The 16,381-nt window shown below is 45.4% G+C and carries 14 protein-coding genes and 1 pseudogene; 7 read left to right on the plus strand and 8 right to left on the minus strand.

All coding sequences use genetic code 11. From position 1 onward, the window contains the following. Nucleotide 1: 1 nt before the first annotated feature. The 7 genes and pseudogenes from ACZ2XM_RS14005 to ACZ2XM_RS14035 form a co-directional block, all read right to left on the minus strand. The gene (locus tag ACZ2XM_RS14005) at nucleotides 2-511 is read right to left on the minus strand and encodes a Csu type fimbrial protein (protein ID WP_490588729.1); all 510 of its coding nucleotides are present in this window, start codon (nucleotides 509-511) and stop codon (nucleotides 2-4) included. After that, the gene (locus ACZ2XM_RS14010; protein ID WP_490588730.1) at nucleotides 501-1,001 is read right to left on the minus strand and encodes a spore coat protein U domain-containing protein; all 501 of its coding nucleotides are present in this window, start codon (nucleotides 999-1,001) and stop codon (nucleotides 501-503) included. The genes ACZ2XM_RS14005 and ACZ2XM_RS14010 overlap by 11 nt, the downstream gene beginning before the upstream one ends. Continuing rightward, entirely contained in the window at nucleotides 1,001-3,490 is a 2,490-nt protein-coding gene (locus tag ACZ2XM_RS14015) for a fimbria/pilus outer membrane usher protein (protein WP_490588731.1), read from the minus strand. Before ACZ2XM_RS14015 ends, ACZ2XM_RS14010 begins: the two co-directional genes overlap by 1 nt. After that, a complete protein-coding gene (locus tag ACZ2XM_RS14020) occupies nucleotides 3,441-4,202 on the minus strand; it encodes a fimbrial biogenesis chaperone (RefSeq protein ID WP_490588732.1) in 762 nt (253 codons plus the stop codon). The genes ACZ2XM_RS14015 and ACZ2XM_RS14020 overlap by 50 nt, the downstream gene beginning before the upstream one ends. A gap of 5 nt (nucleotides 4,203-4,207) precedes the next feature. After that, entirely contained in the window at nucleotides 4,208-4,732 is a 525-nt protein-coding gene (locus tag ACZ2XM_RS14025) for a Csu type fimbrial protein (protein WP_490588733.1), read from the minus strand. Between the two features lie 665 nt (nucleotides 4,733-5,397). Then, on the minus strand, nucleotides 5,398-6,858 hold the full coding sequence (locus ACZ2XM_RS14030; protein ID WP_490588734.1) for a histidine kinase dimerization/phospho-acceptor domain-containing protein: 1,461 nt from the start codon (nucleotides 6,856-6,858) through the stop codon (nucleotides 5,398-5,400). Nucleotides 6,859-7,003: 145 nt separating this feature from the next. Next, nucleotides 7,004-7,672, minus strand: a pseudogene (locus ACZ2XM_RS14035) (heavy metal response regulator transcription factor); the annotation flags it as partial. A gap of 304 nt (nucleotides 7,673-7,976) precedes the next feature. Between ACZ2XM_RS14035 and ACZ2XM_RS14040 the strand changes: the two are divergent. The 6 genes from ACZ2XM_RS14040 (at nucleotide 7,977) to ACZ2XM_RS14065 (ending at nucleotide 14,120) form a co-directional block, all read left to right on the plus strand. After that, nucleotides 7,977-8,669, plus strand: a complete 693-nt coding sequence (locus tag ACZ2XM_RS14040) for a DUF411 domain-containing protein (protein ID WP_490588735.1) — start codon at nucleotides 7,977-7,979, stop codon at nucleotides 8,667-8,669. A gap of 79 nt (nucleotides 8,670-8,748) precedes the next feature. Further along, nucleotides 8,749-9,480, plus strand: a complete 732-nt coding sequence (copM, locus tag ACZ2XM_RS14045; protein ID WP_490588736.1) for a CopM family metallochaperone — start codon at nucleotides 8,749-8,751, stop codon at nucleotides 9,478-9,480. A 341-nt stretch (nucleotides 9,481-9,821) separates the two neighbouring features. Then, entirely contained in the window at nucleotides 9,822-10,883 is a 1,062-nt protein-coding gene (locus tag ACZ2XM_RS14050) for a siderophore ABC transporter substrate-binding protein (protein ID WP_490588737.1), read from the plus strand. A gap of 222 nt (nucleotides 10,884-11,105) precedes the next feature. After that, complete coding sequence (locus ACZ2XM_RS14055; protein ID WP_490588738.1) at nucleotides 11,106-12,161, plus strand: ABC transporter permease; 1,056 nt, start codon at nucleotides 11,106-11,108, stop codon at nucleotides 12,159-12,161. A gap of 151 nt (nucleotides 12,162-12,312) precedes the next feature. Next, nucleotides 12,313-13,278 carry an iron chelate uptake ABC transporter family permease subunit gene (locus ACZ2XM_RS14060; protein ID WP_490588739.1) on the plus strand — a complete coding sequence of 322 codons (966 nt, stop codon included), beginning with the start codon at nucleotides 12,313-12,315 and terminating at the stop codon, nucleotides 13,276-13,278. Between the two features lie 83 nt (nucleotides 13,279-13,361). Beyond that, entirely contained in the window at nucleotides 13,362-14,120 is a 759-nt protein-coding gene (locus ACZ2XM_RS14065; protein ID WP_490588740.1) for an iron ABC transporter ATP-binding protein, read from the plus strand. 44 nt (nucleotides 14,121-14,164) lie between these two features. Here ACZ2XM_RS14065 and ACZ2XM_RS14070 read toward each other — a convergent pair whose 3' ends face one another. Beyond that, nucleotides 14,165-15,235, minus strand: a complete 1,071-nt coding sequence (locus ACZ2XM_RS14070; protein WP_490588741.1) for an alpha/beta hydrolase — start codon at nucleotides 15,233-15,235, stop codon at nucleotides 14,165-14,167. 312 nt (nucleotides 15,236-15,547) lie between these two features. Between ACZ2XM_RS14070 and ACZ2XM_RS14075 the strand changes: the two genes are divergently transcribed. Further along, nucleotides 15,548-16,291, plus strand: a complete 744-nt coding sequence (locus tag ACZ2XM_RS14075) for a hypothetical protein (RefSeq protein WP_490588742.1) — start codon at nucleotides 15,548-15,550, stop codon at nucleotides 16,289-16,291. Nucleotides 16,292-16,381: the final 90 nt, after the last annotated feature.

The following is a 16,381-nucleotide window of genomic DNA, read 5'->3' on the forward strand; positions in this document are numbered from 1 at the left end:
ACTAATAATTTACGTTAATGGTGACGGTATCTGTATAGGTATCTGGCTTAAAATCGGCGCTGGGTACTGTGACATATACAGGATAAGTCTTAGGTGATCCGTTACCTTGACCTGTTACGCCATTTCCTACAGAAGTAGAAGTGGCTGTATTACCCCATTTCTTCGTTCTGTTAGAATCCGAAAATAGTTGATATGGTACTGTATCTGTATTACTGCCAGTTCCGTTTAAAAGACCAGAGCCATTATTAACAGTGCCTAAAGGGTCGGACGTCGCAGGCGCTAGGCCAATATTATAGGGTGTGGTAGCAGTACAGGTTACACCAATCACAGTGTTACCAATTATATTGGTTGCCGTTGCATCTTTATTACCTAAATTAATATCAGAAGTAGTATTAATTTTACATTCTTTAGGTACAGTGGCTGATACTGTGAATCCAAAGTATAGGCTTCCGGTAGGATTTGTATTGCACGTCCCAGGCGCAGTATTATCAAGTGGAGCATTAAGGGACACTCGTGCATTGTTGTTTCCAGGGTAGGATTATAGTATAAGCACCGGGAACAACAGCTGTCTGTCCCGGTAGTACGCGCCCATACAGAGTTTTTGGAACCGGGAAATTCGACGCGTTTGGACCTAATACTATGTCAAACTGAAGTGGTGTGATAGAACCTGCGAACTGGCTACCCCAAGTGTCGGTTCGTGAAGCATCTTTATAGAGCTGAAAATTAAGCTGATTTGAGCCGTTTGCCATCTGGCGCGGTTGCCCAATGCTCAAACAGACAGTTGCCGCCCTTGTTCCTGTGGGACTATTATTTCTGCACACCATGCTGAATTCTGCCGTGGCATCGGTCTGGCCAGACAGAGGGTCTACATTACCGAACTTGAGAGGTGTCATCGACGAAGCGCTACATAGCACTTGGGATTGTGCGGACTCGACACCAAACACGCCAAATCCAAGCAACAAAAATGGGCTATATCGCCACTGAAATATATTTATTTTCATCACTGTACCTTCTGACAGACAAGGGGACCGATTAACGGAATACCATCCCCTTGTTTCTGATAATCAAAGCTAACTTGGCAACGGTCCCCAGAGGGGGTAGTTACCTCTAATATATTCTGCTTATCGAGCGTATCTAAATAGACCTCACCATCAAAGCCTACAATGGCCGCTGGTGTCCCTACTTTGCTGAGTAAACCAACTTGACTGCCTATCGGTATAAACTCATCGTTGCTGTCTTTTAGGATAACCGAGGCAGAGCGCGCTTCGGTAATGCCAAAGGCCACTAATGTGCCGGCGCGGTCAGTCGGTGTAGCACTCATGCTGACTTGATCAATACGTAAATCAGCAGGCAAGTCCATAGGGTCAATACCAATCTTATTGTCTTGATAAGCGTTGAGCGGTGAGATTAGCAAGAGCCCACGGCTATTCGTAGTACCGATGACATTGTTTTGTAATAGTACCGGCACATCGGCAACCCCATCAGTAGAGACTACGGCAAAGCCATCGTTGATTTGCCGCGCAGCAAACACCCCACCACCCATCATGACTAGCGAGCCTGTACCACTGGCAAAGGTAGAGTAATTGCTATCATAACTACTGACGCCTGCTTGTACTTGACCATAGCGTCCGAGATAATTCAGCTCAGCTAAGCCCCGAGAGCTATCGTCATTATCCCCATTATCGATACTGTGTTGCGCCTGTGCACGCCAACCTAATCCGCCAGCACTAGGCGCTGACTGTGAGACATCTGCTACCATGACATTTTGTGCATTGCTGTGCTGCAAGCTACTATTCACCGAGATATTGCGGTCGAATGAAAAAGACGCGCCAATAGCAGCACTATTATTATCAGAGTTATTCAGGTCATGGTTATAGTTGGCATTGATGCTCACACGCCTGCCTAAAGATTTGCTCCAATAAGCGCTAGCAAATTGTGCAGTGTCATCCTCAGCATAATCCACTTGATTATAACTGACCCCAAAGCTGCCTAACATTTGGCTGCCATAACCTGTGGAGAGTTGATAACTTTGGCGAATAGGGGTTGAGCCATACTGGGTCGCTACATCGCGATATTCGCCTTGGGTGCCTAAAGTATTAACACCAACGTTGAAGCGTTTATTATTCCATTGATAGCTAGCACTATATTGGGCGCCGCTTTCATCTTGGCTATTACTACCCGCTAATGAGGCAAATAATACCCCACCTGGACCGCCCAATACCCAAGTGCCGCCAACGCCTGCATTGGCTATATCTTTAGTCGCTTCAGCATGAGTTTCAGCGGTAAAGCGGTTATTCACGCCATAACGCCAAGTGCCACTGACGGCGACATCGCTACCATAGTCGAAGGATTTAATGCCATAGTTTTCCCGTACAGTACCAAGCTCGACAGACCAATCTGATAAACCGGGCTGTAGTAAACGGTGGGTATCATAAAGCGAGAAGTTAACCGTAGAGCTCTGTCCTAGCGCATCGGTCAATACCAGTTGCGCATTACCTGTACCACTGATGCTAGGAGTAGTATTTAACTCAAAGGGGCCGGCAGGGACTTCACCACTATATTGTTTGAGGCCATTTACATACAGCTCTACTGCGGAAGGTAGGGTGGCTGAACCAAAGAAGGAAGGCAACGGGGTAGTCGTCATGTAAGGTTGCAGATTAAAATTACTGCCAATCTGTAATCCACCCAAGCGGGTAGAGCGCGTCCAAGATAATGCCCCTGTGAGAATATCGCCAGCACGGACGGTTATCAGCTTATCTGGAAAGGACTGACTCCAGCTGGTATCCAAGCGTACAGTGCGGTTCTTCCAATCGCGGTCAGCACCGTTATCAACACTATTATCAGTATTATTAGTGCGGGCCAGACGGTTACTAGTAGTGAGTGCCGTTGAGCTTAAAACCCCATTAGCATTAAAGGCGCGCACTTCGCTAAAGGCGCTTAAATTGATGGCGTTATTGTCGGTACGCGAGCCATAAAGGTTATAATTTAATAAGACCCCAGGCGATGAGCTGGCTTGGGTGCGTCGGTTATCGCGATTATTTAATACCGTAGTATCTAGGTTCAGGATACTTAAGGGCGCCACAATGTTGACCGATTGCATACGCGGGTTATAGTCGACCTTGATATTGGCAAAGCTATTGAGCGGTACAGGGTCTGTAATACCGGGAGGTACGATAAAGCCCAGCTGCTGCAATACAGCAATACTCGCACAAAGCTGGTCTTCACGATAATCAAAATGCGCCAAACCTGCGCTAGCGCCATTTAGGGTCACGTCTAGGTATAAATCCAAGCCACGCGTTTGACTCGCATCCTCATTGAGGCCGAGTTGGGTAAAGCTATTATCAACAGAAGTAGTTTGTGAAGTAGAGACAGCAGGCGGAACGTCATCTGCAACTGCCGCCTGGCTGACCGACACTGCCACACTTTGTAGCAGCAGCGCTTTAGCGAGGGGCGACGTCCAACGTGAGGTCTTGTGTCGTCTGAGTACCATTGATCATCACCTTGAATTTACCGCTAGTCTTAAGGGCGGAGGGCGGTATTTTCAGGGTCCAGTGCATACTGGCACCTGGTAAGACATACCCTAGCAAGCCGGGATGAATGGCAACATCATTACCGGCAGCATCTGTATAGCTGAGCGCTGCCAGTTGGGCATGCCCATTACCACTATTGCGGACGTGTAAGTCTACCTGTTCGCCATCTGCTTTGGGGCTGTAACGCCATTGCAGTTGTGGCATAGTCTTAGTGACGCCAACAGGGTTTACGAATACAGGTAAAGAGTAGCTCAGGGCAAACTGCAAGCCCGTCTTCTGCTCAGTAGATGGAATAGGGAGCTCATCAATAGAGAGGCGATAGCTGCTTTCTACGGCACCAATACCGCTGGGTGGCGCGGACGCACGGATGATCCGGATGAGTTGCTGCTCACCCGGTTTAAGTTCAATCATCGGTGGACTCGCCAATAAGCCGCGTGATGCTGTAAGCTGATCGCCTTTTTCATCCTGAGACCATTGATACACCCGCACTTGCGCATGTACCACATCATTACCGGTATTACTCAACGTTAAGCCACTGGCGTTTTCTTTAGCTTGCAAGCTTAGTGAGATGGGAGAGACTTGTAGGCCACTCGCCATCACAGCACTACTAGCTAGCAGTAAGCTAGAAATAACAGCCGGTGTGGCTATACTGCGTAACCAGAGACTTAACATAATGATTAGTAAATCACTTTAACTTGGACAGTATCTTCATAATCACCCGGAGTAACGTCAGTCGCACCTGCTGTAGCGTACACAGTATATTCTGTAGAAGTAGTTAACATCCCATCTCCTGTACCACCCACCGTATTACCACCTACACCTGCAGTATTACCCCAAGCACTACCACTGGCAGAACCAGAGGTTAGCTGATATGGGATAGTATCTGAGGATGTTAAGCCTGTCATAATTCCAGCCCCAGACGCGTCTGTGTTTGAAGGGGTTAAGCCAACAGTATAAGGAGTAGTGTTAGAACAGTTAACTTTGATAGCAGCAGCAGAGCTTCCTGTTACACCAGTAGTACCAGCGATATGAGAACCAAGTTTAATGTCTTGACCAGTAGTAGCAGCAATCACACTACAAGTCTTTTCAATAGTCATTGTAACTTTGAAATTACCAGTCTTTTCAGCAGCATTGGCAGAAACAGCAGTCAAACTAGCAGCGGCAAGTAAAGTAGCGGTCAATAAAGATTTTTGAAATTGCATGGCAAACCTCCAAGGGTTTAGGTATTCGATGAGTGGAACACATTGTCATTTGCTGAGAGCGCATCTGACAGAAAAATGTCTTTTACAATTTGTACGCCATTCCATTAGCTTGCCATGTCTACTTGTCGCTATGCTATCTAACGATAATAAAGTTGCAGCTGGAGAGGGAAGTAACCAATTCTCTGTACAAATTCTATAATTCATTATCTCATATAAAATCCATTAATTTCAGTACTTTAACCAATTGTTCAGAGACTTATTATACCCTTGAAACTACCGGTTTTCTCTGATATCGAACCCCTTATTTTGACTAAAAAAAGCTTTAGCTTTATTAAAATATTATGCTGTAAGTAGTAATCCATCATACTTGTAGGGTATTTATAGTAATAAAATAAGTGGGAGTATTAATTACATAAAAAGTTAATTTTATTATATAAATTAAACATAATTTTAAGTTTAATATTTTAATTAAGATATTTGGTAGTAACTCACCGATAAGAATGTGGTTATTTATATCTATAATAAACAAGTGTTGATAATTGACCCTTTTTAAAAGCTATTGATACAATAATTGTTTACTAATACAATAATATCTTTGCCTTCCATGCTATAAAATATTTAATTATATTAATAATTTAGATGCAGTATGCGTTTTTGACCATGGTTTATATTGATAGAGCCAACAACCGCACCCCAACTTCAAAATAATCATCATCAAGAATACGAACTGTCAGTGACCCGCGATGTGACACAGCAATCGCTTGCGCAATTGACAACCCCAATCCTGTACCTGATTGACCCTGACTTAAAGGCTGCCGATGAAAACGTTCGGTTAATTTATCGGCTTGGGCTTGCGTCATAGGCGCTGCTAATCGGCTACTAATAGTAATTAACCGTTGCGGACTGCGTGCCTGATTCTCGTTGTGGTCATTATTTTTAAGGTCACTAGCGGTCGCAAGCTGAGGTGCCACAATTGTTATTACACTATCGCTAGCAGCATATTGAATAGCATTGGATAAAAGATTCGCAAACAGCCTTTGCAGCAGACTGGCATCTCCGTGCACAGGATAAAATTCCCCGATCACCTGCAGCTCAATGTTGCGCTCTTCCGCCATCCACTCGTAATACGAGACTAACTTGGCTAGTAACTCAGACAAATCTACCGCTACAAGCTGCGAGTCTCGTAAGCCTTTTTGCGTCTTTGCTAGCAGCAGCATGTTATTAATGAGCACTGATAATTGCGCTAAGGTCTCGTGTTGATGATGCAGCTGCTCGATATATTCGTCTACGGCTCTAGGCTTGCTCAGCATGACTTGGGTTTGAGTATTTAGGCTGGCAAGCGGGGTACGCAGCTCATGGGCAATATCGGCTGAAAATCGGGATAAGGCGTCAAAGTTATCCTCGAGTTTATCCATCATCGCATTATAGGATTCTGCTAAGGGCCGTAGCTCTCTGGGCATACTCTGCACGGCTATACGGTCATCCAATTGCTCAGAGTTAATGCGCTGCATCTTGGCGCTAATGGTAGATAACGGCGCAAAGCCCCAATAGACGCTAAGGGCGGCGATAGAGACCAGTAGCAAGGTAATAGCGAAGAGAATCCAGCTTAATTGGCGATTGAACTGGGCCAAATACTGATGATGCACTTCGACAGGTAAGGCAATAAGGGCAAGCTTTTGCGAGTGGCGAATGACAATGGCTCGATAGTGGTTTTTACCAATAGTAAGGCTAAACTGCTGCTCAGAGGGGCGTTGCCACAAGGTCTCAAGAGAGAAGTCTGGGGGTAAGTCGCCATAAAAATCCTGTGGCATACTGCGCAGGACTTTGCCGTCTTCGTTGGCGATAATTGCTTTTAACTCATAGTCTAATTCAGCAGTACTATTATAAATGCTCGGTGGGGTAGTGGTAGCGATAGCAGGGTCGCTAGACTCGTTTGATAGGCGTTGGCGTAGATTAAACGCAGCGTGCGTAAGTATCTCCGAATCCATATGGTCAAAGTGGGCGGTGACAGAGCGCTGTACCCAAGCATAAATCAGAATTTGCGTGAGGATGACACCGAGGGTTAAGGATAAAACCGTCCGCCACAATAAAGACAACCGCCGATCAGCAAGTCTAGTCTCAGTCATTTACGTGACCATCAAGGTAGCTGTATTGATTGTCCTGTGGATTGTCAGGTTGGTCAGCATTGGACTTAGGTGTAGGTGTTGAGGTCGTTTCTATAGCGGTTGTATTAACGGGAAGCTCAGTCATTGCAGAAATAGGGACGGGTGCCTCGAGGCGATAACCCATGCCACGCACAGTATGAATCAATTTGACCTCGTAATCGTCATCGACCTTTTTACGTAAGCGACGAATGGCAACGTCGATGACATTGGTATCGCTGTCAAAATTCATATCCCACACCTGCGAGGCGATTATGGAGCGCGGTAGCACTTCGCCACAGCGCTCGAGTAGGAACTGTAATAAGGCAAATTCTTTGGCGGTCAATTTGATTAAATCTGTCCCTCTATATACGGTCCGTTTTGCGATATCCATCTTTAAATCGGCCAGTTCTAAGGTCGTGCTTTTATAGTCGGCTTGGGTGGCACGGCGTAATAAGCTTTTGATACGCACCAATAGTTCGGCAAAGGCAAACGGCTTGGTCAGATAGTCATCACCACCAATTTCTATACCTTTAATGCGGTCGCTAACATCATCTTTTGCCGTTAAGAATAATACCGGTGTGAAGTGATTGGCTCGGCGATAATTCTTAATTAGCTCAAAACCGCTGATATCGGGCAGCATTACATCCATTACCACGACGTTAAAGTCTTCCGTCATTAACGCATGATAGCCGTCTAGACCCGTAGTGTGATGCTCAACGAGGAAACCTGCCTCGGTCAGTCCCTTCTTAATATAGTTGCCGAGTTGTAGCTCGTCTTCCACCAATAAAATTTTCATTTGTACTCCAGTCACGTTGACTGTGGTTAGGTGTGCTTGTGCATTTATTAACACTAGCCACTATGACACCGGTAAAAGCATATAACCGCAATAGGTTATGCATCTAATGCTAGAGCAATAGATTGGGAAATGGAATGGTAATCCTACAACATGACAGAATTGTCATCTGGGTGTCATGTAGGCGTCAGAATGCTGAGATTACTATGTTAACTATATCGCTAACTTATTGATAATTAATAAAGGATGAGCTGTATAAAGTTAATTGTGAGTCTAGCTTATAGGGTGATAACTAAAGGTAATTAGAATGTTTATGGAACAAGGTCAAAAGCAAAGCAACTATATAAATCAAAAAGCCTATATAAACCGCCGCAGACTAATACAAGCGACGCTATTTACTAGTGTCTTGCCCGTGCTAATGGCCTGTAGCCCGACGACTGAGTCTAATGCTACGCAAGCTGCCATTAATGAAACCACTGTTAATGAAACGGCTAGTAATAAGGCAGCTAGTAATGACGTTCAAAATAGCAAGTCAGCGGCTATAGCTAACGCCACTAACACAACATCTAATTCAAGCACTACGGATAATCCGCTGCTACAAAACGTCTCAGCGACCGTCTATAAAGACGTTAACTGCGGCTGCTGTGAAGAATGGATAGATTACGCTGAAGGGCATGGAATGCAATTACAGGTTCAGCATCCAGCAGACCTCACAGTGTTCAAAGACCGCTACCAAGTACCCCAGCAGATGCGCTCTTGCCATACTGCTGTAACACAAGACGGTTATGTGTTTGAAGGTCATTTGCCCGCCAAATATATGGCGCAGTTTTTAGCCAAACCTCCTGTTGATGCCCTTGGTTTAGCCGTACCCAATATGCCGATGGGCAGTCCAGGTATGGAATATCAGGGTCAGTTTGATTCGTATGACGTCATGTTACTGAATAAGGACGGTACGACGAGCGTCTATGCCAGGATTGACTCTGAGCAGCAACAACTTTAGATATGCCAATAAATTTTTAGATTTAACTAACCGAGATGCTAAGGCAGCCTCGTAAAATTAATTAGTAAGGATAGATCCTATGACATTGCAAAAAAGTTCGCTAGTTATCGCTCTATGTAGCGCTATGCTAGCTTTGGCCGCTTGCCAGCCTGCCGCAGAAAGTGAAGTGGATGCCAATACTAATGCGCCTGCTACTGAAACGGTAGTGCCTGTAGAGACGACTGAACCTACTGCTGACCCGCATGCCGGTCATGACATGTCAGCGATGGCCGGTGGTGATAACGAAGTTGAACAGGCCTATATGGCGGGCATGACCAAAATGCATGACGATATGATGGCGGGCATGCAGGCGAATGATGCTGATGTGGCGTTTGCCAAAGGGATGCTACCTCACCACGAGGGCGCTGTCGATATGGCTAAAGTGCAGCTGAAATATGGCAAAGATGACGCTATGAGACAGCTAGCGACAGAAATCATCGCTGCGCAGGAAGCTGAGATTGCCCAGATGCAACAATGGCTAACTGAGCATCCGGACACTGAAAAACAAGACAATACGGCAGAAGTACAGCAAGCCTATGAGCAAAGCATGCAAGCTATGCACGAAGATATGATGGCAGGGATTAAAGCTAGTGATCCTGATATGGCTTTTGCTAAAGGCATGTTGCCGCATCATCAAGGTGCTATTGCTATGGCAGAAGTACAGCTCAAATATGGCAAAGATGAGGCTATGAGAAAGTTGGCTGAAGACATTATTGCTGCTCAAAAAGTAGAGATTGCAACCATGGAAAGTTGGATTGCCGATCACTCTTAAGACGGTTTTTAGTTAATACAGAATAGTTTTTTAATAGTCCGATTTTATAAGCAGTAACTGGTCATTCTGGTTGCTGCTTTTTTTGGTTAGTGGTTTCTTTGTGTAGTCCGTTGAGTCTCTTTCGAAGTATAGCGAGTAATAATCTCTATATATCGTTCTTTATATCAAAAAAATCACAATTATTTCAATCGCCTAAAACCCTTGCAACAAGTGAGTTACAGCAAAATTTTCAAAAGTAGAATGTGTCTTTAACACGCAATTGCTAATCATTATCATTTACCTTCTTGTTAAGAAAGCGTATCATAGCCGCATCTTAAAAACAGATTGATATATGAGGCTCTATGTTTAAGTTAACTCCTATTGCGGCGACTGCTTCGCTACCGTCCAAATCCAAACTCGCGCTAGTAGCTTTAATCATGAGTGGTAGCCTATTAGGCTGTTCACCAAAAGAAACTACTGACAATGCGGCACCGGATGCCGAGCCAGCGGCACAGGTTGACGCACAGGATAAAGACAACACTGCAGCTACCGAGGGAACTGCTGATAGTAATGGCATGGTGACAATACATACCGCACAAGGCGAAGTGGAAGTCCCTGTTAATCCACATCCGTTAGCGGTCTATGACATGACTTTGATGCAAGATTTAGCCGCATTAGGCGTGGAAGTAGAAGGCTTGCCAAACAGTCTGCATTTAGACAACTTGAAAGCAGAAAATACGCCAGAAAGCCGCGATATTGGTACGCTATTTGAGCCCAATATGGAAGTGTTAAACGAGCTACAACCTAAAGCTATCTTAATCGGTAGCCGCATGGCAGAAAAGTACAGCACCTTACAGCAAATGGCACCAACACTAGATTTGACCGTAGATACGACCGATATTTATGAGTCGAGCAAGACCCGTTTGGCAGATTTAGGGCGCTTATTTAATAAATCGGATAAAGCTGCAGAATTGCAGAAAGATATCGATACCGCTATCGCCGATGCGAAAGCCGCCAGTGCCGGTAAAGGTAATGGCTTAGTGATTCTAGTGAATGGCAATAAAATCTCTGCTTATGGCGCGGCCTCACGTTTTGGTTTCTTACATACCGTTTTTGATATTCCTATGGCAGATGCCGATATTAAAGACGCCACGCATGGCCAACCCATATCGTTTGAATACCTACAAAAGACCAATCCAGACTGGTTATTTGTACTTGATAGAACCTCTGCTATTGGCGAAGAGGGTATTGGCGCCAAAGAAGTATTGGACAACCCATTAGTACACGAGACCAATGCTTGGAAAAATGATCATGTGGTCTATCTCAGCCCAGACTCGTATCTAGCCTTTGGTGGTTATTACCAGTGGATTAAAGATGCCAAGCTGATCACGGATAACTTTAGTAAGGCGGCTGCTAGTCAATAAGACAGCTAGTGAGCTGTTTATTAAATAAGAAAGCTGTTTAGCAATTTTTAAGCGTTAGTCCTGGTAATACAGGGCTAGCGCTTAGCCCGTTATTTGGGTTTCGATAATTTATTGCCTTAATCGCCTTTATTAATGAGCCGCTTCACTGTTATCCGCATTTATTTCTTATAAATTTACTTTCTATTAGCCTGCTATTCTGGGTTACCTAAACACTGTCCCACTATGTCACTCACCGCTATCTCCAATCGTCCTCGCTTATGGTCTATACCGCCAAGTCTGCTCAATACGCTTAGCGTTTTTCTGTTAATCGGGCTAATTTTATTGAGCCTGTCTATTGGCGTGGCTGATTTTTCTTGGTCAGGTCTTTGGCAGGCATTGCTGCAAAGTATGGGGCAAGCTAGCTCGTCAGGGGCCGCCACTGCTGCAGAAAATACTGATCTGCAGTTATTGCTGTTAAGTCGGCTACCGCGCACCTTAGCGATTATCTTAACCGGCGCCTCGTTATCGGTCGCTGGGATGATTTTGCAGGTAGTGTTAAAAAACCGCTTCGTTGATCCCTCCATGGTTGGTGCGACGCAAAGTGCGAGCTTGGGGTTATTGTTGGTGAGCCTTTACCTGCCCACCAGCGCGTTATTCACTAAGATGGTCTTTGCGGTCTTATGTGCGATAGGCGGGATGGTCCTGTTCATGCGCTTGATTAAGCGTTTGCCGCCGACTGACTTTTTAATGGTGCCGTTAGTAGGCATCGTTTTTGGTGGTATTGTCGAGGCAATTACGGTCTTTATCGCTTACCAGACCGAGTCTTTACAGCTGTTAACGGTATGGCGCTTTGGGGATTTCTCTACCATTCTATCAGGTCGTTATGAGCTGCTTTATCTGACCGGCGCACTTGCGGCAATGGCTTATATCTTGGCGGATAAGCTGACCATCGTTGGCTTAGGCGATGCCATCGCGATTAACCTTGGGGTCAATCAGCGTCTGGTCACGTGGTTTGTCATTATCACCGTGGCCATGATTAGTGCGGTGGTAGTGGTAACGGTCGGTGCCATTCCTTTTGTCGGCCTAGTGGTTCCCAATATCATTAGCCGAATGATGGGCGATCGCTTGCGCCGTTGTCTCCCTGCCGTAGCGTTATTGGGGGCCAGTCTGGTATTGCTTTGTGACATTATCGGTCGCAGTATTCGCTATCCTTATGAGATTCCGGTGGCGACCGTCTTTGGGGTCATCGGCGCCTTGATATTCCTCTGGTTATTGATGCGTCAGCCAGATACGCATTAATGGCTACCAAGCTTCCAAGACTTGCTAACCCGACTATATTTTTTAAATTAATTGCTGACTATTCATGCTTAATTCCACTATAAAATCGCTCAAAAGTTCCACAGCTACGTCCCAAAAACCTGAGGGCGTAACGGCCACTCTTCGCAAAAATTTGACTGCCACAGTAGCGACCAAACCAGTTTGGATTGCCTTAGCGGTGCTGCTGATTAGTGCGCTATTATTTATGGGGCTAAATGCGCATGGCAATTGGGATTTTATCTTGGCTTTTCGTGGTAAAAAGTTGCTCGCTTTATTAATTGTCGGCTATAGCATTGGCGTGTCTACCTTATTGTTCCAAAGCTTAACGCACAATCCGATTTTGACCCCAGCACTATTGGGCTTTGACGCGCTCTACGTGTTAATTCAAAGTTTACTAGTGTATTTTTTGGGCGCGAGTAATTTATTCAGCCAGCAACCGCTATTGAAATTCACGATCGAAATAGGCCTGATGGTGGTCGCTTCTTTATTGTTATTCCGGTTTTTATTTACCCGCTCTAGCCAAAATTTATCCCGGTTAATTCTCGCAGGTATCATCTTTGGTGTGCTATTTCGTAGTCTGTCTTCCTTGATAGCTCGGTTAATCAGCCCCGAAGATTTTATCACCGTGCAAGCGGCCAGTTTTGCTCAGTTTAATACCATCAATCCTACGATGATGTGGACCAGTTTAGCGATATGCGTGGTAAGTGCGGTGTTTATCTGGCGCTGGCGGCATCAGGTCGATGTGTTGATGTTAGGTAAGGCGCATGCGCTTAATTTAGGGGTGGATTACCAAGCACTGACGCGAAAACTATTGATAGTCATTGCGGTCTTGGTAGCGACCGCGACAGCTTTTGTAGGACCGGTTATTTTCTTAGGGCTGCTGGTCTGTGCCTTAACCAATCGTATGAGTAAGGCGATGTACCACAGCGAGCGGCTGGTTTTAGTGAGCCTTATCGCGATGATTTGTCTGGTACTCGGTCAGACCTTCTTTGAGCAAGTACTGGGCATGGCAGGGGTACTGTCTGTGGTCATCGAGCTGTTGGGCGGGGTAGTATTTATCCTGCTAATTCTTAGCCAATATCGCCCACAGAAGGCCTAGTAAGAGCCTTATCCTACTACTGTCATTACAAACGATGTTCCCATTTCTAAAAACGTTTTAAACCTTATTTATGAAGCGCGCTTATGATTCAAATTAGCAATGTCAGCCACCGTATCGAAGAAACTACTATCTTAACCGACGTCTCGCTGAGTCTGCCTGTAGGTCAGGTCATCGCTTTGATTGGGCCTAATGGCGCGGGTAAGTCCACATTATTTAGCGTTATGTCACGTTTAAGCCCGCTGCAAAGTGGCTCGATAAGTTTCGCTGAGCACGATATTAGCCAAGCTTCGAGCCAGACGATGGCGCGTATGGTTTCTATGCTCGCACAAGAAAATGCAATTCAGGGGCGCTTACGGGTAGAAGAGCTGCTCATGTTTGGCCGCTATCCTTATCATCAAGGCAGACCTAGTCAAAATGACAGCCAAATAGTGCAGGAGATGATTACCCGTTTTGAGCTTGAGCCTTTAGCCAAGCGCTACTTGTCGACCCTGTCTGGCGGCCAACGCCAACGGGCGCTAATCGCTATGATTGTCTGCCAAGATACACCTTATCTGCTACTCGATGAGCCACTGAATAACTTGGATATGTACCACTCGGGACAGTTGATGCGCGCTTTGCGCACCTTAGCGCATACTGAGCAAAAGACCGTGGTAATTGTCCTACATGACATTAACCAAGCTGCGCAGTTTGCCGATACCGTGGTCATGATGAAAGCAGGGCAAATTACCAATATAGGCACACCGGCGGAAGTGCTGACTCACGAAACCATCGCTACGTTATATGGCGTTGATGTGACCGTGCTTACGCATAATGGCCGACCGGTAATTGTGGATACGATTTGATCGGGTAGGGCGCATTTTCCTAATAAGCTTTAACGCTGAAGCTATTACTTAAAGCGTTTGAGAGTGTCCAGTAGCGAGCTGGTAAACAGTTCCCCATGCGATTGTTTATACTGCTGATAGCTGCATTCGGCTTGCTGCTGCGTCACGAAATATTGGCAAACTTCTTTGGCGAATTGCTGTTTATCTTGATCCGCAGGCGTCATCGCTTGCTGGTCTGCGACAGGGGTTACTGGCTCTGCTATAGCCGCCGTTCTGTTAGCCACCGTCGCAGTATCGCCACTAAAAGTTAGTCGGATAGTTTTGTGTGGGTTTAGCCTATTAGTCCCTTGAGGCTTGGACTGAGCGGCAGAAGATGCTTGATAAGCCTGCCAATATTGAGTCATCTCACCGTCTTGCCACCAGAGCGAAGGGTCGGCGCTATAGTAGTGCTGATAGGCTTCAGGATGTTTGAGTAAGGTATACAGCACAAATAGACCACCGTAGGAATGTCCCCAGATGGCCTCACTCGCAGGCGCTGTCCCTAACGTTTGCGCTACCCAAGGCTTTATTTCGCCTTCAATTAAGGTATAGAAAGTCTCGGCACCCCCGTTTAAACGAGCGCGGCCTGTTTCTTGAAAAGCCGTATTTATTCCCGTACTGGTGAGCAGAGGCGGCGTATAGTCATAAGCGCGCGCCATTACATCAAAGCGATAGGGCGTTTGATAGCCGATTAACACTAGGATGGGCGGCTGTTTTTGCTCGGTAGAGAGGGAGTGGCTTTGTTCAGTCAAGTCTCGTAAAGTCGCTTCCTCTAAATCATCCAACACCCCATTGCCATCGAGCAGATATAAGACATTGGCAGGTTTGCTTGAGTCATAGCCTTCAGGGATAGCTAGCCAAACTTGATAATGACGAGGTTTAGCCAGTTCAGTCAGTTTCTGAGCCTCTTTATCCGTAGTATCGAGTTGCGGGGCAGGCTGATTAAAGCTCTGAGTCACAAAGCGATAACTCGTATCGTGGCTGTGTAGCAGACTGAAATCTATGGGCGTGGTTAGGTCAGGTTGGGCATAACTCGGGGCAGTCATAAGCAAGGCTAGTGAGATAGGAAGATGGATATAGCGATAAAGTTTAGACATACAGACCTCTAGTAGAATAAAAAATAGCTAGCAATAACAAAAAGTCTAATAGGGCAATAAAAACCATAAACATTTCGCTAAGTTATTGACAATAAGTAATTTAGTAGTAATAATAATACAACTGATAATCATTATCAAAGATAGTTTTTTCAAGGTTCTTTCCAAAAGTACTGTTTTTAAATATATATAGATTAAAAGTATAAAGCGGTAATTTTTTATCGTCCTTAATTTCCTTTTAATCCATCTGCAAAAGTATAGCCCTACTTAAATTTCCTATTCACCACTCACCATACAAAACTTATAGGTTCACGCATGGCATTCACTTCTAAATCATTGGTCGTATCTTCACTTTTATTGTCATTAGGTTTAGCCGGCTGTCAAAATACTGCCCCGCTTAGCCAAAGCGAAGTTGCACCGGTCAGCAGCGCAGTCGCAAAAAATATTACGCAAACGCAGAGCAATTATGCCGACGTACGCACGCTGACTATTGCCGGTCAAGTACAGCCAGTTTCTGAAACTTCTGCACGTCTGCTAGTCAATGCAGCACAAACCCAACCTGAATTGGTCGCAGATATCTTTGATGGTAAAGCCAAAACAGCTGTACCAGGCTATAAGATTTTATTGATTAACCGTACCAATTCAGTCGCAGCAGAAGGGCGAGTGATGAAGAATGGCAGTATCATCGATAACCGTATGATTCATCGTGGCAGTAAAGCGTTAGTGGGTATTCCCGTAGTGAATGGTACAGCGGTATTGGCACAAGCGCAGCTATTAGATTTAGACATCATCTATGACGACCCTGCTAAAGCACTTGCAGAAGGCGAAGTGGTCAAGCCACGCGGCACTAAATTGACCAAAGACGGGGTCTCTGTAACCAATAAGAAAGTCACGGTACAGGCATTAACCCTGCCTAACTTTGCCAGTGGTGAGAGTGCAGGTGGTGGAGTACGTTTTGAAGCCAGCGCTTTAGTAGATGGCAAGCCGGTCACGACCAGTGCTGACAGTGCTTTCCAAATCTTTTATACCGCCACGCCAGATAATGCGAAAGGGTTTTAGCAGTCGACCTTTATTATTGTTAATGATTTTATAGTGTTATAGCTCATTACTACCTTGCTCTGACAGCATTATTTAGCCCTAAAGGCTTGA

The organism is Psychrobacter sp. CoH-33_TS_01 (genome assembly GCF_058189395.1).

Bases quoted from the DNA above. Each gene is read 5' to 3' on its own strand.
- ACZ2XM_RS14010 (WP_490588730.1), bottom strand. From the start codon at position 1,001: ATGAAAATAAATATATTTCAGTGGCGATATAGCCCATTTTTGTTGCTT.
- ACZ2XM_RS14015 (WP_490588731.1), bottom strand. From the start codon at position 3,490: ATGGTACTCAGACGACACAAGACCTCACGTTGGACGTCGCCCCTCGCT.
- ACZ2XM_RS14020 (WP_490588732.1), bottom strand. From the start codon at position 4,202: ATGTTAAGTCTCTGGTTACGCAGTATAGCCACACCGGCTGTTATTTCT.
- ACZ2XM_RS14025 (WP_490588733.1), bottom strand. From the start codon at position 4,732: ATGCAATTTCAAAAATCTTTATTGACCGCTACTTTACTTGCCGCTGCT.
- ACZ2XM_RS14030 (WP_490588734.1), bottom strand. From the start codon at position 6,858: ATGACTGAGACTAGACTTGCTGATCGGCGGTTGTCTTTATTGTGGCGG.
- ACZ2XM_RS14040 (WP_490588735.1), top strand. From the start codon at position 7,977: ATGTTTATGGAACAAGGTCAAAAGCAAAGCAACTATATAAATCAAAAA.
- copM (WP_490588736.1), top strand. From the start codon at position 8,749: ATGACATTGCAAAAAAGTTCGCTAGTTATCGCTCTATGTAGCGCTATG.
- ACZ2XM_RS14050 (WP_490588737.1), top strand. From the start codon at position 9,822: ATGTTTAAGTTAACTCCTATTGCGGCGACTGCTTCGCTACCGTCCAAA.
- ACZ2XM_RS14055 (WP_490588738.1), top strand. From the start codon at position 11,106: ATGTCACTCACCGCTATCTCCAATCGTCCTCGCTTATGGTCTATACCG.
- ACZ2XM_RS14065 (WP_490588740.1), top strand. From the start codon at position 13,362: ATGATTCAAATTAGCAATGTCAGCCACCGTATCGAAGAAACTACTATC.
- ACZ2XM_RS14070 (WP_490588741.1), bottom strand. From the start codon at position 15,235: ATGTCTAAACTTTATCGCTATATCCATCTTCCTATCTCACTAGCCTTG.
- ACZ2XM_RS14075 (WP_490588742.1), top strand. From the start codon at position 15,548: ATGGCATTCACTTCTAAATCATTGGTCGTATCTTCACTTTTATTGTCA.